Genomic DNA, 16310 nt, shown 5'->3' on the forward strand with positions numbered 1-16310 from the left:
GTAAATGGCGTATAAAATCCCACAATACATCCCGGAACAAAGGACTGGTGAGCAGCTCCTCCGAATTCTCACAAATCTTCCCCCGTAATCTCAAAACAACTTTACCATCGTACATTTGATAGGACAATGCTTCCATTTTTGCTCCTCGCCTGAGTGAAAATTTTGAAATATGTTTATTGCTGTCAAATGATCCCCACCCGCTCTTCTAACATCTGAGTCGTCAAGGATTTCGGGCGTTCAATCGGCTTGCCCAATGCGCGTGCCCAAATCGCATGGGCAGTCAGCCCTAATAATCGGCTCACGCCAAACAAAACGGTGTAAAAATCAACCTCCCGCACCCCGTAATAATACTGCAGACAGCCGTTGATTGCGTCCACATTCGGTCTTGGATTTTTGATCTTCCCATTTTCTCCCAGAATGGAAGGGGCCAGGCGGTAGACCTGCTTAACCAATTGGAATAATGGATCCTGAGGCAAAAATTGTTCCGCAAATTCCATTTGGGCGGTGAAGCGTGGATCAGTTACCCTCAATACCGCATGGCCGTAACCAGGGATCACATAGCCCGCCGACAACTGATTGCGAATGTACCCCTCCAATTCTTCGTCTGAGGGTAACCTTTGAAAATGATCATACACATTCAGCAGCCACCGAATACATTCTTGGTTGGCAAGCCCATGCAACGGGCCAGCCAGGCCATTCATTCCAGCGGCAGAAGAAAGGTAAATATCGGAGAGCGCTGAACTGACCAGATGGGAGGTATGAGCGCTCACATTGGCGCCTTCGTGGTCAGAATGGATGACAAGATACAAACGCATCAATTCCTGATACTCCCAATCCGATCCCTTACCAATCATTTGCGCAAAACTGGCACTCCAATCCAGATTGGGATCTGGGGGTTCTACCTTGCCGTCCTTGTACTTCCAGCAGTATATGAACGCAGCAATTTGAGGAATTTTCGCCGTCAGATTCAAACTATCTTCTAAATAATATTCCCAATACTGCGATTTCTGCACGCCTTCCAGGTAAGCTCTGGCAAAGAGGGATTGTGGCTGCAACGCCATAATTGCCTGACTGAAAAGCGTCATCGGATGGGTTTCAGGGGGCATTGAACAAATAACGTCCCAAACATATTGGGGTACTTCTGACCGGCAACGCCAGATTTCTTCCACCTCTTCTGCTTCTTTTTGGCTCGGCAATTCGCCGGTCAAGAGCAAGTGATACAAGCCTCCCGCCAGCGGCATTCGAGAGTTTTTTGCTTTTGGTAACAATGACAAAACCTGAGAAATCGTGTACCCCCTTAGACGAATCCCCTCATAGGGATCAACATAAGAAATATCACTGATGCTGATTTGCACACCCCGAATACCGCTGAGGATTTGTTCTATGGTTACCTCTCCAACCACAAAGTTGCTATATTCTTTTTTCAACCGCTGAATCCGCTCCATCCATCGCGGTATCTGTTCTTGAATTTTCTCCTTGATAATCATCCCGACTCCCACTTGTTATGAGTTAATGACTCAAAATTTGAGAAAGAAAAGCCCTACTGCGCTCATGAGCCGGCTGGCTGAAAAACACCTCCGGGGTTGCCCGTTCGATTATTTTTCCATAATCCATGAAAATCACCTCATCTGCGGCTGCGCGGGCAAAACCCATCTCGTGTGTTACGACCACCATCGTAATTCCCTCTTCAGCCAGGTTCAGCATCACATCAAGAACTTCCTTGATCATCTCCGGGTCAAGCGCACTGGTGGGTTCATCAAACAACATAATTTTCGGATCTTGAGCAAGAGCACGGGCAATTGCAACACGCTGCTGCTGTCCACCCGAAAGTTGAGCCGGATAGAAACGGGCTTTATCCGCAATTCCAACTCGTTCTAGATGATGCATTGCAATTGCTTCGGCTTGAGATTTTGGAATTTTGCGGACAATTCTTTGCGCCAGGGTCACATTCTCCAAAACGGTTAAATGAGGATAAAGGTTGAAATGTTGGAACACCATACCAATTTGGGAACGAATGGCGTTCAATTGTCTTTGATTTCCGGTGATTTTCTGCCGCTCGATCCAAATCTCACCTTCGGTAGGAGTTTCCAAATGATTTATACATCGCAAAAGGGTGGATTTACCCGAACCGCTCGGGCCGATGATGACAATCACTTGTCCTCTACGAACCGTCAGGTTAACCCCATCCAACGCTACCAAACGCCCAAATTTTTTCCTGAGATTGATCACTTGAATCATTTCATGCGTTGCGTTCATCTTGTCTTACTCTTCTTTCTATCCATTTGACCAAAGCAGATAACACTACCGTCATCATCAAGTAAAGTACTGCAAGGGTGACATAGGCTTCTTGATATTGGAAAGACCTGCCAGCATACAACTTCGCGATTTGGGTAATATCCCTCACTGCCAGTACCGATACAAGCGAAGAATCTTTCAACATTGAAACGAAATCATTCCCAAGAGCGGGTAAAACATTCCTAATTGCCTGCGGAAGGATAATAAAACGCATTGCCTGCCAGTACGTCATCCCTTGTGCGCGGGCAGCTTCCATTTGGCCTCTCCCGATGGATTGAATTCCAGCCCGGAAAATCTCCGCCTGAAATGCACCATAAGTGACAGAAAGAGCAATAATAGCACGGGTCGTCATTGGCACTGAGCTATTTTCCAGTTGTATCAACGGCTGGGCAATCAATTGCAAGCCTATTTGGGAAAACCACTCCCCAATCTGGTTCAAGAGACCGACCCCAGCAGGAACACCCACAAAAGCGATGAAAAATATCAGCACCAGCATGGGTATTCCGCGAATTAACTCTACATACAAAGTACCCAGGTTTTGAATTACTATATTGTGCGAAATACGCCCCAGGCCAGTAAATAAACCCAAAACCAGGGCAATTCCATATGCAACCAGTGTTGTCTGAACAGTGACACCAACACCAGCCCGGATGAAGTTGAAGGCATCCTGATAACTGGGACGAGTCAAGATCAAATGCGCCGTCAGAACAAAAACCCCAATCAATCCAACAGTCCACCAGGGAAAAAGACGGATCTTTTCTCTTATTTCAGCCCCAGTCAATTGAGGAGAGGCAATTTGCTGTTTTGCTTCAATAGTCTCTTTCACCGCCATACCTTTATCCTCTCATTGGCGTTGGTTGTAACTTTTTCAGCCACAACCAACGCCTTATTCCTCAAAACTATTTAATGTCCTCTTCGGTTACGTTAAAGGATGGGCCAAAATACTTTTCGTTCAACGCCGCCAGTGTGCCATCCGCTTTCATCGATTCAAGAGCCTTATTAACCGGTTCAACCAACGGACTACCCTTTGGAAAGACAAATCCAAGTTCATCACTGGAAATCGAAGGGCCGATCAGCTCCAATTTATCTGCGTTTTGACCCGAATACCCCATCCCGACAATTTCGTCAATAATGACTGCATCCACATCCCCAGCTATTAATGCTTGAATAGCAAAGGGGAATTGCTCAAAAGCCTTGATTCGTCCTTCAGGTAAAAACTTAACAGCAGTTTCATAATTGGTAGTGCTGACCTGAGTTCCCATGATTAAAGCGTCATTCTGAGCAAATTCCTCAATGCTGGTGAATCGAGACTCACCTTTTCGAACCAATAACCGTTGTTGAATCTGAATATATCCTATAGAAAAATCAACAATTTTCTGACGTTCAGGTGTATTGGTAATTCCATCCGCTGCTACATCGAATTGGCCATCCGAAACGGCCTGAATCATTCCATCCCAAGCTGTTTCAACAAATACAGGGATACAATGCAGGCGGGTACAAATTTCTCGCCAGGCATCGTAATCCCAGCCTCCCGGTTCACCAGTTTGAATTGAAATGTAGTTAAAGGGAAGATAGGCATTTTCCACAGCAATGGTGACTTCACGGCATCCCAAATCCACAATAGCTGTTTCTGCTGTTCCCAAACAACCTTCTGGCTGAGAAGGCGTGTTAATGCTTGGGCTTTCACCAACATCTCCAGTTGAAGTTGAGCTGGTATCCGCTGGACTTCCACAAGCGCTCAAGAACAGCACGATTGCCAATACAAAAACCTTAATAAGTGAATTTTTCATCTCTGCCTCCTTTGGTTTTCGATACTTTATATTATGATATTATTTATCCAATTTCAATAATTGATTTCTAACTCTCGCACCTCCAGGAAAATTGGTTATAAAAAAACCCTCCCGTTTGGGAGGGTTTTTGTTCTCAATTAACTGGTGTTAACCATTAAGGCTAAGCGCCAAAAACCGCTCCCTGTTTGTAGGTTCGGTTCTTTGGGGTACGCTTAGCATTGGTTTGGAAAAACATAGCAATTTTATAGCACCATTGACAGGATATGTCAAGAACAATTTCTGGCATTTTCCATCCAATTTTTCAGGTGTTTCGCTCAGGCTTATACTTTTAAGTACCCGGTCAGATTTCTCCTGACAAAAACCAAAATTTTTCCTTGACGGTTATCCGACATACGACTAAAATAATCCGTCGGCTGTCAAGTCGAAAATCTAATTCATAGAGCGAGGGTAACCTGTCAAGGTGAGAGGCGCTCGAGGACGGAAAAAAATGGAAAAGCTCGTAATTCAGGCAACTCGGCGATCGGTAACCGGTAAAAAGGTGGGAGCACTTCGAAGAGAAGGCAAGCTACCCGGCGTACTTTACGGTTATCAAACAGAATCTACTCCAATCCTAATGGAGCTGCGTGATGCCAGTCGTGTGCTTGCCCACGCATCATCATCTCAATTAATCACAATCAATTTAGATGGAAAAGAATTTGCCACTCTGGTCCGCGAAAAACAACGTGATTTCATCAAAGGCACACTGCTCCACGTTGATTTTCAGGTGGTTTCTTTGACGGAAAAGATTCGCACCAATGTTGGCATTGAACTCAGCGGCACATCTCCTGCCGTCAAAGATTACAACGGCGTTATCGTGCAGGAATTGGATGAGATCGAGGTGGAGGCTCTTCCACAGGAACTGCCCGATAAGTTTGTCGTAGATATTTCAGGTCTAGCGAAAATTGGTGATGCGATATTTGTGAGGGACTTAACGGTTCCCAGTAGCGTCGAAATCCTCAACGACCCGAATGAAGTGATCGTCATAGTCACCGGTGCTGCTCCTGAAATCAGCGAGGAAGAAGAAACCGCCGAGGAGATCTCGGAGCCGGAAGTCATCGAACGCGGCAAGAAAGAAGAAGTGGACATCGAAGACTAAAACAATTCTTGATCAGGATTGGCGAGCAGCACAAATCGGTTTTGTGCTGCTCTTTTATTAAAATCTACAACAACCAACAGAGAGCCTAACGGCACAATCCTTGCACCTTCCCAAGCAAAATTCAACCTCAACAAAGGTTTTCGCAAATGTCTCATCAAAGCCATTATCCTTTCTCGATTGATCTACTTCTCAAACTCAGCGAAGACGCTGTTCTGGTTTTTTCTCCCTTAACAAAGAAAGTAATTCGCTTTAATCATAAACTTGTTGACTTATTCAATGGGGAAACCATTGACCATATTCTTCTGGAGCGGTTGTTTTTCTCCAATCCTGCCGGTCGTGATGTGATTACCGCTCGGAGTGGCAGCATAATTCGGCTTAGAAATTTCAAAATCGGCAAAGATAACCGCCATCTTGAAGTTCGTTTGAAAAATATCGAGGATAAAGACCTCGGAAATTTAACCATTGCCATCATCAAAGACTTGACCCAGCAATTTAAGTGGCAAAAAACTCAGGAAGCTCTCTTAAAAATTGCCGAAAGCGTTGCCACCAGTAAGGATTTATCGGATTTACTGGTTCAATTCCATAACATAATTCGCCAGATAATGCCCGCCAATAATTTTTATGTGGCACTTTACCATCCCGATCAAAATCAGATCTCATTCCCGTATTATGTAGATGAATTTGATTCCCCACCTCTACCTCAACCCCTGGGCAGGGGGTTGACCGACTATGTTATTCGCAGGAAAACTCCATTATTGGTAACGCCGGAAATCTTCGAAACCTTATTAAAAACCGGGGAAGTCGAAGCGATTGGCGCACCCTCAATTGACTGGTTAGGAGTACCTCTCCTAGCCCGGCAAGTAATCATTGGCGCAATGGCAGTTCAGAGTTACCAACACGAAATTCGCTACACACAGGAAGACCTCCAATTTTTGACCATTGTTGCACCTCATCTTGCGAATGCCATCCTCATCAAGCAAGCAGAAATCGAACAAAAACAACAACATGATTTAATAAAAAGTATTTTCGACAATTCACCAAATGCCATCGTTTTAACGGATTTGAAGGGAAATTTCATTGATTGTAACCCCGCATTTACCACACTATTGAACGTTCAGTCAAAAGATAGAATTATTGGGAAAAATGCACTTGAATTCATTATTCCCGAAGACCACCAAAAGGCTATTCGATACTTCAATCAAGTCATCGCTTCTCACACACCACTTGAAGATGAATTCACTGGATTGACTTTAGATGGTCAAAGGTTAATTTTAAAAATAACAGCCTCGCCCATTAAAAACGAGAATCAACAACCCCAATATATCGTGGGAATTTTCAATGATATTACACAACAGCGAACTTCTGAAACGGCCCTCAAAATCAGCGAGGAAAGGTACAAGCTCGCTTCAGAAGGCGCGAATGATGGGATTTGGGATTGGGATCTTCTGGCTAATCGCATTTATTATTCACCCCGCTGGAAGAAACTCCTCGGTTATTCCCCAGATGAGATGTCCGATTCCCCCGAGGAGTGGTTCAACCGCATTCACGAAGATGATCTACCAGGCGTGAAATCAAACTTAGAAGCTCACTTATCAGGATTGATACCCCATTTCGAAACCGAACATCGCATTCGTCACCGCGATGGTGAATATCGCTGGGTACTCGCTCGAGGAATGGCCGTGAAAAGCGAGTTTGGCAACCCTCACCGTATCGCCGGCTCTTTGACCGACATCACCCGCCAAAAGGCGAACGAAGATCAGCTTATTCATCAAGCCTTGTACGACCGTCTGACCGGCCTGCCTAACCGCATCTTATTCATTGAAAGGCTCGATCAAGCGATCAAACGTTCAAAAAGGCATGAAGAACCCACCTTTGCAATTCTCCTTTTAGATTTGGATCGCTTTAAACTAGTCAATGATAGTTTGGGTCATCGTGTGGGAGATCAAATGATTGTCGAAGTTTCCCGCCGATTAGATGAATGCCTGCGGGCAGAAGACACCATTGCGCGACTGGGTGGCGACGAATTCGCCATTTTACTCAATGACCTGCACGATCCGTACGAAATTATCCAAATCATCAATCGCATTCAAAGGGAAATAAGCCGTCCGCTTGTTGTTGAAGGGAATAAAGTCTTTACCACTTGCAGCATAGGGGTTGCAATAGCCAATCCCGATACGGATTCCACAGAAGCCATGATGCGCGATGCCGATACTGCCATGTACGAAGCCAAAGCACAAGGAGGAAACGGCTATATGATTTTTGATAAAGTTATGCATGCTAAAGCCGTAACCCTATTAGACATGGAAACGCACCTGCGGCAAGCGCTTTCCAGAGGCGAATTGGTGGTTTATTATCAACCCATCTTTGATGCTTTCACCCAAAGAGTGGTTTATGTTGAGGCTTTGCTCCGCTGGAATCATCCCAAACATGGAATTGTACTTCCCAACCAGTTCATTGATCTGGCAGAGGATACTGGTTTAATCCTTCCTATTGGTGAATGGGTTCTCCGGGAGTCCTGTACCCAACTCAAGAAATGGCAGGCATCCGGGATGAAAAATCTGAAAGTCTCAGTTAATTTTTCTGCCCGGCAATTCCAGCAAACCGATTTACCCTCAATGGTGCGGGACGCGCTTGTACAAACTCAACTCGACCCCGCCTCTCTGGTTATTGAAATTACGGAAAGTCGCAATTTTTCACAATTCGAGAAATTCGAAACCATGTTGTGGGAACTTCGCGGTTTAGGTGTAAAAATATCCATTGATGATTTTGGAACCGGTTATTCATCGTTGAGCACCATTCAACGATTACCGGTCAACACCATCAAAATCGGACAAAATTTCATCTCTCAAATAGGGGTACAAAAAGAAAATGACTTAATCATCCAATCCATGATTGAAATGGCGCATCGCCTCGGGTTAAGTGTCATTGCCGAGGGTGTTGAAACCGAAGAACAGCTGACAGCCTTGAGAAGATTTCATTGCGATATGATCCAGGGTTTTCATTTTAGTAAACCTGTAAAAGCAAATGAGATCGAAAATTATCTGAAACCAGCGGATTATTAATCGTTTGTTGAGACCAGACCGAGTTTTTCCAAAAAATCTAACAAAATTCGAGCAGAAATCCCCCACAATTGCTCCCCGTCATAAGGTCTGTAAAACACGACACCTCGCCGAAGACCAAAAGGCGAAAGCCAGTCCCGAATCACAAAATTCTCCTTCTTGATGAGCCAATCTAAAGGAATAGTAAATACCCGGCTGACTTCACTGGGATTAATTTTTAAAGGGACTGGCCATTGGATTTGGGCGACTACCGGAAAAATGGTGTAGCCAGTAACCGATTCGTGCGGCAAAAGCTGACCCAAAACCTGAACATAGTCTGGTTTCAAGCCAATTTCCTCTTCAGCCTCTCGCAAGGCAGCCGTCAAGGGGCTGTCATCGGTTGGTTCGATCGCTCCTCCTGGAAACGAAACCTGTCCTTTGTGGTCATTGACCGAGTCAGACCTGCGAGTGAAAAGGATGCTCCATTGGCTCTTTTCGTGGATCAAAGGCATTAAGACCGCTGCATATTTTCCCTTCACCGGAAAAGAGCGAACTGGATAGTTTATTCTTGAATTGAGACGACTCTTAATTTGTTCGGCTGTCAAAGAAATTTTCATTTGAACCGACCACGTGCAAATCAATCCTCAATGTCTTCTTCGCCGCCCTCTTCTAAATCATCTATTGAATCATTTGTGTTTTCGAGCAAAACCGGGCGCGCAAAAATCAAAAAACCCGTGTGAGCAACCATACGATCAACAGGACGGAAACGTTCCGGCTCAGGTTTGTAATAGCGAAGCAAGACTTCACAAACATCCACAAAAGCAAAATCAAATTGACGTAAAGCCAGTAATAACCGAGAAACCTGATTGGCTGTGGGTAGAATGCTTCCAAAAAAACCGCCCAATTTTAAGGCGCTCCGCGCATGATGAATATAATCATACGGATTTGGTAAATCCAGAAAAAGCGCATCCACCCCCTCTTCATCAAAACCTTGTTCAGCAGTCAATTCCCGCAATTTGAATTCAACACGATCCTCAAGACCCAGTCGGCTGATATTCTTGCGAGCCAGTTTTTGCATCTCTTCTCTGGCCTCATAGGTGATCACTTTACCGCTGTTCCCCACCGCAAACGCCATAGCAGAAGTCAACGAACCTGACCCGGTTCCGGCCTCAAGAACAACCTGTCCTTCACCAATCCCCATCTGGATAAGGATAAAACCAATATCTTTTGGATAGAGGATTTGAGTATTCCTGGGTAATTCTTTTAACAAATCTCCCAAGGCAGGCTGCAACACATAAAACGGATTGCCCAGATGGCTTCTAACACGGCTGCCCCACGGTTTACCGATAATGTCATCAAATCGAACAATCCCCCGATGCGTCTGTAACTCACCGCCTTGTTTAATTCTGACGATAAAACTCTTGTGACGCAGCCCAACCAGCTGAGCCAAATCACCATCATTCACCGTTGTACCATGTAAATTCCAGGTCAAAGTTCCCTCACAATTTTTTATTCGTTTTTCGTTCTGGTTCAACCTGAACAAGGCTAAGCCAGTATCCAACTGCTAAAGTAACAAAGCTTCCAATGGTCGCCGGGCCAATGTTTAATTGTCCAACCTTGAAAAATTCCCATCCAACCAGTCCCCCCAACCAATGGCCACCCCAAAAACCAATCCATGCAAAGACCAGGTAAAGCCCAAGCCTGATCAGGCTTCCGCCACGCCAGAGATGAAATACAGATCCATAGAGGGTGGCAATGACCATTCCTAACAAAACCGATTGAAAGATCATTTTTATGCCTTTTCTTGGATGATAAAGGGAATTGCCTCGCGAATCATTCCCCCGCCAATGACTTCATCCCCTTGGTAAAATACTGCCCTTTGACCGGGGGTTACATCTCTCACGGGTTGCTCAAACTTTACGTGAACGCGATGATCATCCATGATTTCGATGATTGCGGGGACGAAACGAGCCTTATATCGAATCTTGACCTCAGCGGAAAAGCAAACCGCAGGCGGATTCTCTTCTATCCAGTTTACACCTTCAGCAATCAAACCGCCAAACCGTAAATCGGTTTCTTTCCCCACAATTAAGAGATTCTCCTCGACCTTTTTGTCAACCACATAATAAGGATGCGGCAATTGAAGTCCTAAACCTTTTCTTTGTCCAATTGTATAAAATCCCAAACCCTCATGCTCCCCCACTACTTGACCTCCGGTCGTAACGATTTTTCCAGGCCTGATCACGTCTGGCGCGTTTCGTCTAAGAAAATCTCGATAATCCTGACCCGCCAGGAAACAAAGATCCTGACTATCCTGCCGTTCCGCAACAGGCAAGCCAAAATCTCTAGCTAATTGACGGACCTGGGGTTTTGTAAATTCTCCAACAGGTAACAGAGTGTGTTGCAATTGATCTTGACGAAGGACACTCAAAACGTACGATTGATCCTTGTTTTCATCCAGACCTTTTAGAAGCTTTACGGTTTTGCTATTGGCTACACGCAATCTTGCGTAATGACCGGTAGCCATTTTTTCAGCACCCATCGCCTGAACATGTTTCCACATATAATCCCATCGGATATATCGGTTGCACAGAAGGCAGGGATTAGGGGTAATTCCTGAACGATACCCTTCAAAAAAATATTCCACCACAACTTGCCTGAAAATTTCCTGAGCATTGATCGCGTAAAAGGGAATTTTCAATTGTGCAGCAACGCGTCGGGCTTGAGCCATGGAGTCGGGAGTACAACAGCGGTTGCTATCTTCTTTTCCCGGCTCGCTCCACAATCTCAGCATCACGCCAAAAACTTGATAGCCCTGCTCCTTAAGTAATGCAGCTGCAACCGAGCTATCCACCCCTCCGCTCATTGCAATAGCAACTTTCACGTCCTTCATCTTATCGGCCTTTCAACTCTAACGACATTTTTCGGATTTTATGAACCAGTAACGGTAATACGCTTACAAATTTTTCGACATCTTCTTGAGTGGTATATTTACCAACCGTAACCCGCAAAGATCCAAGCGCTAAAGGTGGAGAAATACCCATCGCCAACAGTACTTCCGAAGGTTTTGGATCACCGGTTTTACAGGCCGATCCGGATGAACAGGCAAAACCAGCAGCATCCAGAAGAATCAATAACTGATTTCCATCAACACCCTCAAAAACAAAACTGGCGTGATTGGCCAACCGCAATGTCGGATGCCCTGTCAAGTGGGAGCCTTTGATATTATCTTGTACCGAGGAAATTATACGGTCGCGGAATTGAATCAAGGAGGCGTGTATTTTCAAGCCCTCAGTCTGAGCCAGCTCAAAAGCCTTTGCCATCCCAACAATGTAAGGCACATTTTGAGTGCCCGAACGAATTCCATTCTCTTGCCCCCCACCGGTCAACATGGGAAGTATGGGTGTGCCTTTTCGAATGAACAAGGCGCCAACCCCTTTTGGCCCATAAAACTTGTGAGCGCCAAAAGCAGCCAGATCACACCAATCTTCGAGCCCCTTCAAAGGCAAATGAGCTGCCGACTGGACAGCATCTACATGAAAAGGTACCTGGTAATTTCTGCAAATTTGCCCTAACTCTGCTACCGGGTTGATCGTACCAATTTCGTTATTTCCGTGAATCACCGAAACAATTGCCACATCGCGGTCAATAATTTTTTGGAGGTAATCAGGGTCAACCATTCCAAAGGAGTCAACCCGTAAAAATTCCAGGCGAAAACCAAAATGATCCGCCAGTTGTCGGGCAGTATGAGAAACGGCATGATGTTCAACCGGGGAAATGAGGATCCGATCTGCTCCGTATCTTAATTTCCGCTCGAATGCAACACCTCGTAGAGCCAGGTTATCGCTCTCGGTACCGCAACCGGTAAACACAATTTCACTGGAAGAAACCCCCAATAATCGGGCAATGGTTTCACGGGCACCCTCAAGAGCAGCTTCTGCTTCTTGACCGAAAATGTGAACCGATGATGGATTACCAAATTGTCGGGTGAAATAGGGAAGCATCGCCTCTACCACCCGATCATCTACTGGTGTTGTGGCCGCATAATCAAAATAGATCTTATCCAAAGATGCATTCATCATCACAATCCTAATTCAGACAATCCGTGTAGATTATAGCACGCTTATTCTTGGACATTTATTTTGTGTCTGATTAATCACCTGTTATAATTGAAGGAGATTGTTATTATTCTCACATGCATCTTTCAGGAGGAGAACTCCATGACGACAAAAATCAAGTTCGGAACCGATGGCTGGCGAGGTTTCATCGCCGAAGATTATACCTTTGCCAATGTTCGACGTTGCGCACAAGGATTTGCAAGTTACCTGATTGAAAAAGGTAAACACGGACAGAGTGTTGTCATCGGTCATGATAAGCGTTTTCTCTCAGAGAATTTCGCGCTGGCTGCCGCGGAAGTGATGTGTGGCAACGGGTTTAAGGTGTACTTAACTCAAACCGCTACACCGACTCCGGTGATTGCATTTTCTGTGGTCAATAAAGGCGCAGCAGGCGCTATCAACATTACCGCATCCCACAACCCTCCAACCGACAATGGTTTCAAAGTTCGAGACGAACACGGGGGTGCCGTTGATCCGGAAGGTCTGAAGCAAATCGAGTCCTTAATTCCCGACTCAGAAACCAACGTGAAACGGATTTCAGCAGAAGAAGCCGAAAAGAACCAGTTGCTGGTTCGTTTCGACCCAGCCCCAGCGTACATGGATCATTTGAAATCCCTGATTGATGTGCAGCCCATTCGCGACGCTGGATTAAAAATCCTGGTTGATCCTATGTGGGGCAATGGAGCCGGTTGGTTTCCTCAAATTTTAGCCGGGGGTAAAACTCAGGTCATTGAAATTCACAACCAAAGAAACCCTATTTTCCCCGAAATGTCTCGTCCCGAACCCATTCCACCAAACATTGATGCCGGCTTGAAAGAAACTGTCAAACAAGGCGCGGATGTCTTAATTATCACCGATGGAGATGCTGACCGGGTTGGCGTTGGTGACGAAAACGGCCGCTTTATAAATCAGTTACAGGTTTACGCGCTGCTGGCATTGTATTTACTCGAGGTCAGAGGAGAGCGCGGGCCTATCGTCAAAACCCTTTCAACCACCAGTATGCTTGAAAAACTGGGGAAAATTTATAATATTCCCGTCTACGAAACAGGGGTGGGTTTCAAATATGTCGCTCCAAAATTCCTTGAAACCAACGCGCTAATTGGTGGTGAAGAATCGGGTGGTTATGCTTTCCGTGGTAATGTACCCGAAAGAGACGGAATCCTCGCCGGTTTATATATCCTGGATATGATGGTGCGTTTGAACAAAAAACCATCCGAATTGATTGATTTACTCTTTTCCAAAGTAGGTCCCCATTATTACGATCGGATTGACTCGCGATTTACCGGCGACCGAGCCGAAAAAGAGAAAATGATTCTTGAAGCGAAACCAACAACGATTGGCGGCTTAAAGGTTACTGGTTTAAATACTACTGATGGTTTTAAATTCATGCTGGAAGACGGTGGATGGTTGCTGATACGATTTTCGGGAACAGAACCGATCATCCGCGTATATTGTGAAACGACCCATCAAGATCGCGTAAAACCAATTTTGGAAGATGGCTTAAGACTTGTTGGGTTGCAAAAGTGATCGTTTATCAAGACACACATTGTCATTTGAACCTTAACCAATTTGATAATGATTTGGAGCAGGTCATCCAGCGAGCTCAGCAGCAAGGCGTTAACCGGATTCTAGTACCTGGCATTGATATGGAGACCAGCCGGCGAGCGGTTGAACTTAGTGAAAAGTTTGACCCGGTTTTTGCTGCGATTGGGGTTCATCCCAACAATGCAACTTCGTGGGAAACTGGCAGCCTACCGGGCTTGCGAGAACTGTGCAGCCATCCAAAGGTAGTTGCCATTGGCGAAATTGGTTTGGATTACTACCGTGATTTTGCCGAGCCGACCCTTCAGATGGAAATTTTTACATCTCAACTGGATCTGGCATTGGAAACCTCTAAACCCGTAGTGATCCACAACCGAAATGCCTTACACGATCTTATGCCCATTCTCTCCGAATGGGTAAGCAGATGGCATCGGTCGGATAAAACCCAAGGAAAAAAGCCGGGTGTTCTTCACGCTTTTGACGGTGACCTTGAAAGCGCCATTCAAGCCATCAATTTCGGTTTTTACATTGGAGTAGCTGGGCCGGTCACATTTTCCAATGCCAAAGAGCGCCAAAGAGTCACAAAAGCAATTCCATTACAAGCGATGATTGCCGAAACCGATGCTCCCTATCTGGCGCCTCATCCTTTTCGCGGAAAGCGGAATGAGCCGGCATGGGTAAGTCTGGTTGTCCAAAAAATCTCAACGCTTAAAGGGCTTTCGCTGGAAGAAACTACCCTTACGCTAGTGGATAACGGTAACTACTTATTTGGATGGAGATCGTCTGATTGAGCACTACAACATCCTTTATCATTCCCGTACAGGAACAGATCCATCAAGTGGAGAACTTGATGGAATCTCAAGCCGAAGGTCACCATGCCGACTTACAAGCCGCCCTGAGGCATATAATTACATCCGGTGGAAAACGCATTCGCCCCACCGTCACTTTACTGGTTGGAAGAATGTTAGGCGCAGCGCAGGATAAGTTGATCACACTGGCCGCGGCCATTGAACTGTTACATACCGCCACTCTTGTCCACGACGATTTGATTGACGGGGCACTTTTACGTCGCGGTATCCCGACTCTCAATTCGCAGTGGTCGCCTGGCGCAACCGTTTTAACAGGAGATTTTCTTTTTGCACGGGCAGCCAAACTGGCTGCAGATACCGAATCCATACCGGTAATGAGCCTGTTTTCCAGTACACTCAGCGTCATCGTCAATGGAGAAATTTCTCAACTGTTTTCCAGCCGCTGCCAGGCAGACCGGCAAGGCTATTATCAGCGAATTTATGCTAAAACCGCCTCATTGTTCGAAACATCAGCCACATGTGCTGCGTTGATCAGCCCTGTTACGGAAGAAACCATCCAGACCATTCGAACCTACGGCTTCAATATTGGGATGGCTTTCCAGATTATGGACGACGTCCTTGACTTCATCAGCGACCCGTCCAAGTTGGGTAAACCGGTCGGGAGTGATTTAAAACAGGGTTTAATCACCCTCCCCACCATTTACTACATCGAAAATCATCCAGAAGATGAAATGGTTCAACAAATTTTAGATGGGCACTGCCCGCATTATGAAGAAGAGATCCAGAGCCTGGTTGAGCGTATTCGCAACAGCCCGTCAATTGACCAATCTATTGCCGAAGCAGAACGTTATGTCAATGAGGCATTTTTGTGCTTACAAAAGTTACCGCCTTGTCCTGAAAGAACTCACCTGGAAGAATTGACCCTTTACATTACCCGCCGGGAGCTTTAACCCGAGACGAAAAAGGGGCTGTCTGGAAAGAACATCTAGGCAGCCCTTTTGGTAAGGAAAAACAGGTCAAATAAACCCGTTTTGACCAGCAAAAAAAATTGGCTGTTGATCAGGCAGCCAATTTTCGTAGATTGTGGGCTATGCTTACCAGCCCCCACTCGGTTTTGACCTTCTCTAACCCGCGCAGGTGGAATCGCCGGAAAGCCATGTTGTGTTTGATCTGTCCAAAAACCGTCTCGACCTCAATCGAGCGTGCAGCGCGCAGCCGCTGTCCCTCCGCGCTGGTCAGGTTCTCGCGTGCTTTGCGGCGGTATTCCAGTAAGCGGAAGGAGATGCGCATCTTGCGGTTGCCCGTGGCTCGGGTGCACTGGCTTCGCAGCGGGCATTCGGCACAGTCGAAACATTCGTAGGTGTGCCGCTGGCTCTGGTAGCCGTTGTCGCTGGTGTAGCGGGAGGTGTACTGAAAATGCAGGCGTTTGCCCGCCGGGCAGATAAAGGTGTCGCTAGCTGGGTCATAGGCAAAGTGTTCGGCACGGAACTGGTGAGCCCGCAGCACCTGCGGGTTGCGGTAGCGGTGGGTATCCTGGTAGAAGGTGTTGTACTTGAGGAAGTTCTCGACATGGTGCTGCTCCA

Annotated in this window: 15 protein-coding genes; 5 read left to right on the forward strand and 10 right to left on the reverse strand. The window is 46.0% G+C overall.

What is annotated here, in order from left to right; translation table 11 throughout:
• Positions 1-182 precede the first annotated feature (182 nt).
• The 4 genes from AC812_RS02275 to AC812_RS02290 form a co-directional block, all read right to left on the reverse strand.
• The gene (locus AC812_RS02275; RefSeq protein ID WP_061916421.1) at positions 183-1487 is read right to left on the reverse strand and encodes a citrate (Si)-synthase; all 1305 of its coding nucleotides are present in this window, start codon (positions 1485-1487) and stop codon (positions 183-185) included.
• 22 nt (positions 1488-1509) lie between these two features.
• Positions 1510-2256: an amino acid ABC transporter ATP-binding protein gene (locus AC812_RS02280; RefSeq protein WP_061916419.1), complete on the reverse strand. Its 747-nt coding sequence runs from the start codon at positions 2254-2256 to the stop codon at positions 1510-1512.
• Complete coding sequence (locus tag AC812_RS02285) at positions 2240-3127, reverse strand: amino acid ABC transporter permease (RefSeq protein WP_061916416.1); 888 nt, start codon at positions 3125-3127, stop codon at positions 2240-2242. The genes AC812_RS02280 and AC812_RS02285 overlap by 17 nt, the downstream gene beginning before the upstream one ends.
• Positions 3128-3194: 67 nt before the next feature.
• Positions 3195-4085, reverse strand: a complete 891-nt coding sequence (locus tag AC812_RS02290; protein WP_061916413.1) for a substrate-binding periplasmic protein — start codon at positions 4083-4085, stop codon at positions 3195-3197.
• Positions 4086-4572: 487 nt separating this feature from the next.
• Here AC812_RS02290 and AC812_RS02295 point away from each other — a divergent pair, with 487 nt between their 5' ends.
• Positions 4573-5220: a 50S ribosomal protein L25 gene (locus AC812_RS02295; protein ID WP_061916410.1), complete on the forward strand. Its 648-nt coding sequence runs from the start codon at positions 4573-4575 to the stop codon at positions 5218-5220.
• Between the two features lie 146 nt (positions 5221-5366).
• Positions 5367-8282, forward strand: coding sequence for an EAL domain-containing protein (locus AC812_RS02300; RefSeq protein WP_061916407.1), 2916 nt, complete (start codon positions 5367-5369; stop codon positions 8280-8282).
• Here the strand turns inward: AC812_RS02300 and AC812_RS02305 are convergent.
• From AC812_RS02305 to AC812_RS02325, 5 genes are read right to left on the reverse strand one after another with little or no spacing between them, the layout of a single operon-like run.
• On the reverse strand, positions 8279-8875 hold the full coding sequence (locus AC812_RS02305) for a CoA pyrophosphatase (protein ID WP_061916404.1): 597 nt from the start codon (positions 8873-8875) through the stop codon (positions 8279-8281). The two genes, AC812_RS02300 and AC812_RS02305, sit on opposite strands and share 4 nt — an antisense overlap.
• Positions 8876-8895: 20 nt before the next feature.
• The gene (locus AC812_RS02310; protein ID WP_061916402.1) at positions 8896-9750 is read right to left on the reverse strand and encodes a tRNA (adenine-N1)-methyltransferase; all 855 of its coding nucleotides are present in this window, start codon (positions 9748-9750) and stop codon (positions 8896-8898) included.
• 7 nt (positions 9751-9757) lie between these two features.
• Positions 9758-10021, reverse strand: coding sequence for a hypothetical protein (locus AC812_RS02315; protein ID WP_145962557.1), 264 nt, complete (start codon positions 10019-10021; stop codon positions 9758-9760).
• Between the two features lie 29 nt (positions 10022-10050).
• Positions 10051-11151 carry a tRNA 2-thiouridine(34) synthase MnmA gene (gene mnmA / locus AC812_RS02320; RefSeq protein WP_061916397.1) on the reverse strand — a complete coding sequence of 367 codons (1101 nt, stop codon included), beginning with the start codon at positions 11149-11151 and terminating at the stop codon, positions 10051-10053.
• A gap of 1 nt (position 11152) precedes the next feature.
• Positions 11153-12337 carry a cysteine desulfurase family protein gene (locus tag AC812_RS02325; RefSeq protein ID WP_061916394.1) on the reverse strand — a complete coding sequence of 395 codons (1185 nt, stop codon included), beginning with the start codon at positions 12335-12337 and terminating at the stop codon, positions 11153-11155.
• 141 nt (positions 12338-12478) lie between these two features.
• Between AC812_RS02325 and AC812_RS02330 the strand changes: the two genes are divergently transcribed.
• Genes AC812_RS02330 through AC812_RS02340 form a run of 3 tightly spaced genes read left to right on the forward strand, consistent with a single transcriptional unit; the run spans position 12479 to position 15677 of the window.
• Positions 12479-13903, forward strand: coding sequence for a phosphoglucomutase/phosphomannomutase family protein (locus AC812_RS02330; RefSeq protein ID WP_061916391.1), 1425 nt, complete (start codon positions 12479-12481; stop codon positions 13901-13903).
• Complete coding sequence (locus AC812_RS02335; RefSeq protein WP_061916387.1) at positions 13900-14709, forward strand: TatD family hydrolase; 810 nt, start codon at positions 13900-13902, stop codon at positions 14707-14709. The genes AC812_RS02330 and AC812_RS02335 overlap by 4 nt, the downstream gene beginning before the upstream one ends.
• 59 nt (positions 14710-14768) lie before the next feature.
• Complete coding sequence (locus tag AC812_RS02340) at positions 14769-15677, forward strand: polyprenyl synthetase family protein (RefSeq protein ID WP_061916385.1); 909 nt, start codon at positions 14769-14771, stop codon at positions 15675-15677.
• Between the two features lie 109 nt (positions 15678-15786).
• On the opposite strand, the gene AC812_RS02345 is transcribed toward AC812_RS02340, so the two are convergent.
• A partial coding sequence (locus AC812_RS02345; protein ID WP_157235380.1) for a transposase occupies positions 15787-16310 on the reverse strand: 524 nt, incomplete at its 5' end.

This window comes from Bellilinea caldifistulae (genome assembly GCF_001306055.1).
Taxonomy (GTDB): Bacteria; Chloroflexota; Anaerolineae; order Anaerolineales; family Anaerolineaceae; genus Bellilinea; species Bellilinea caldifistulae.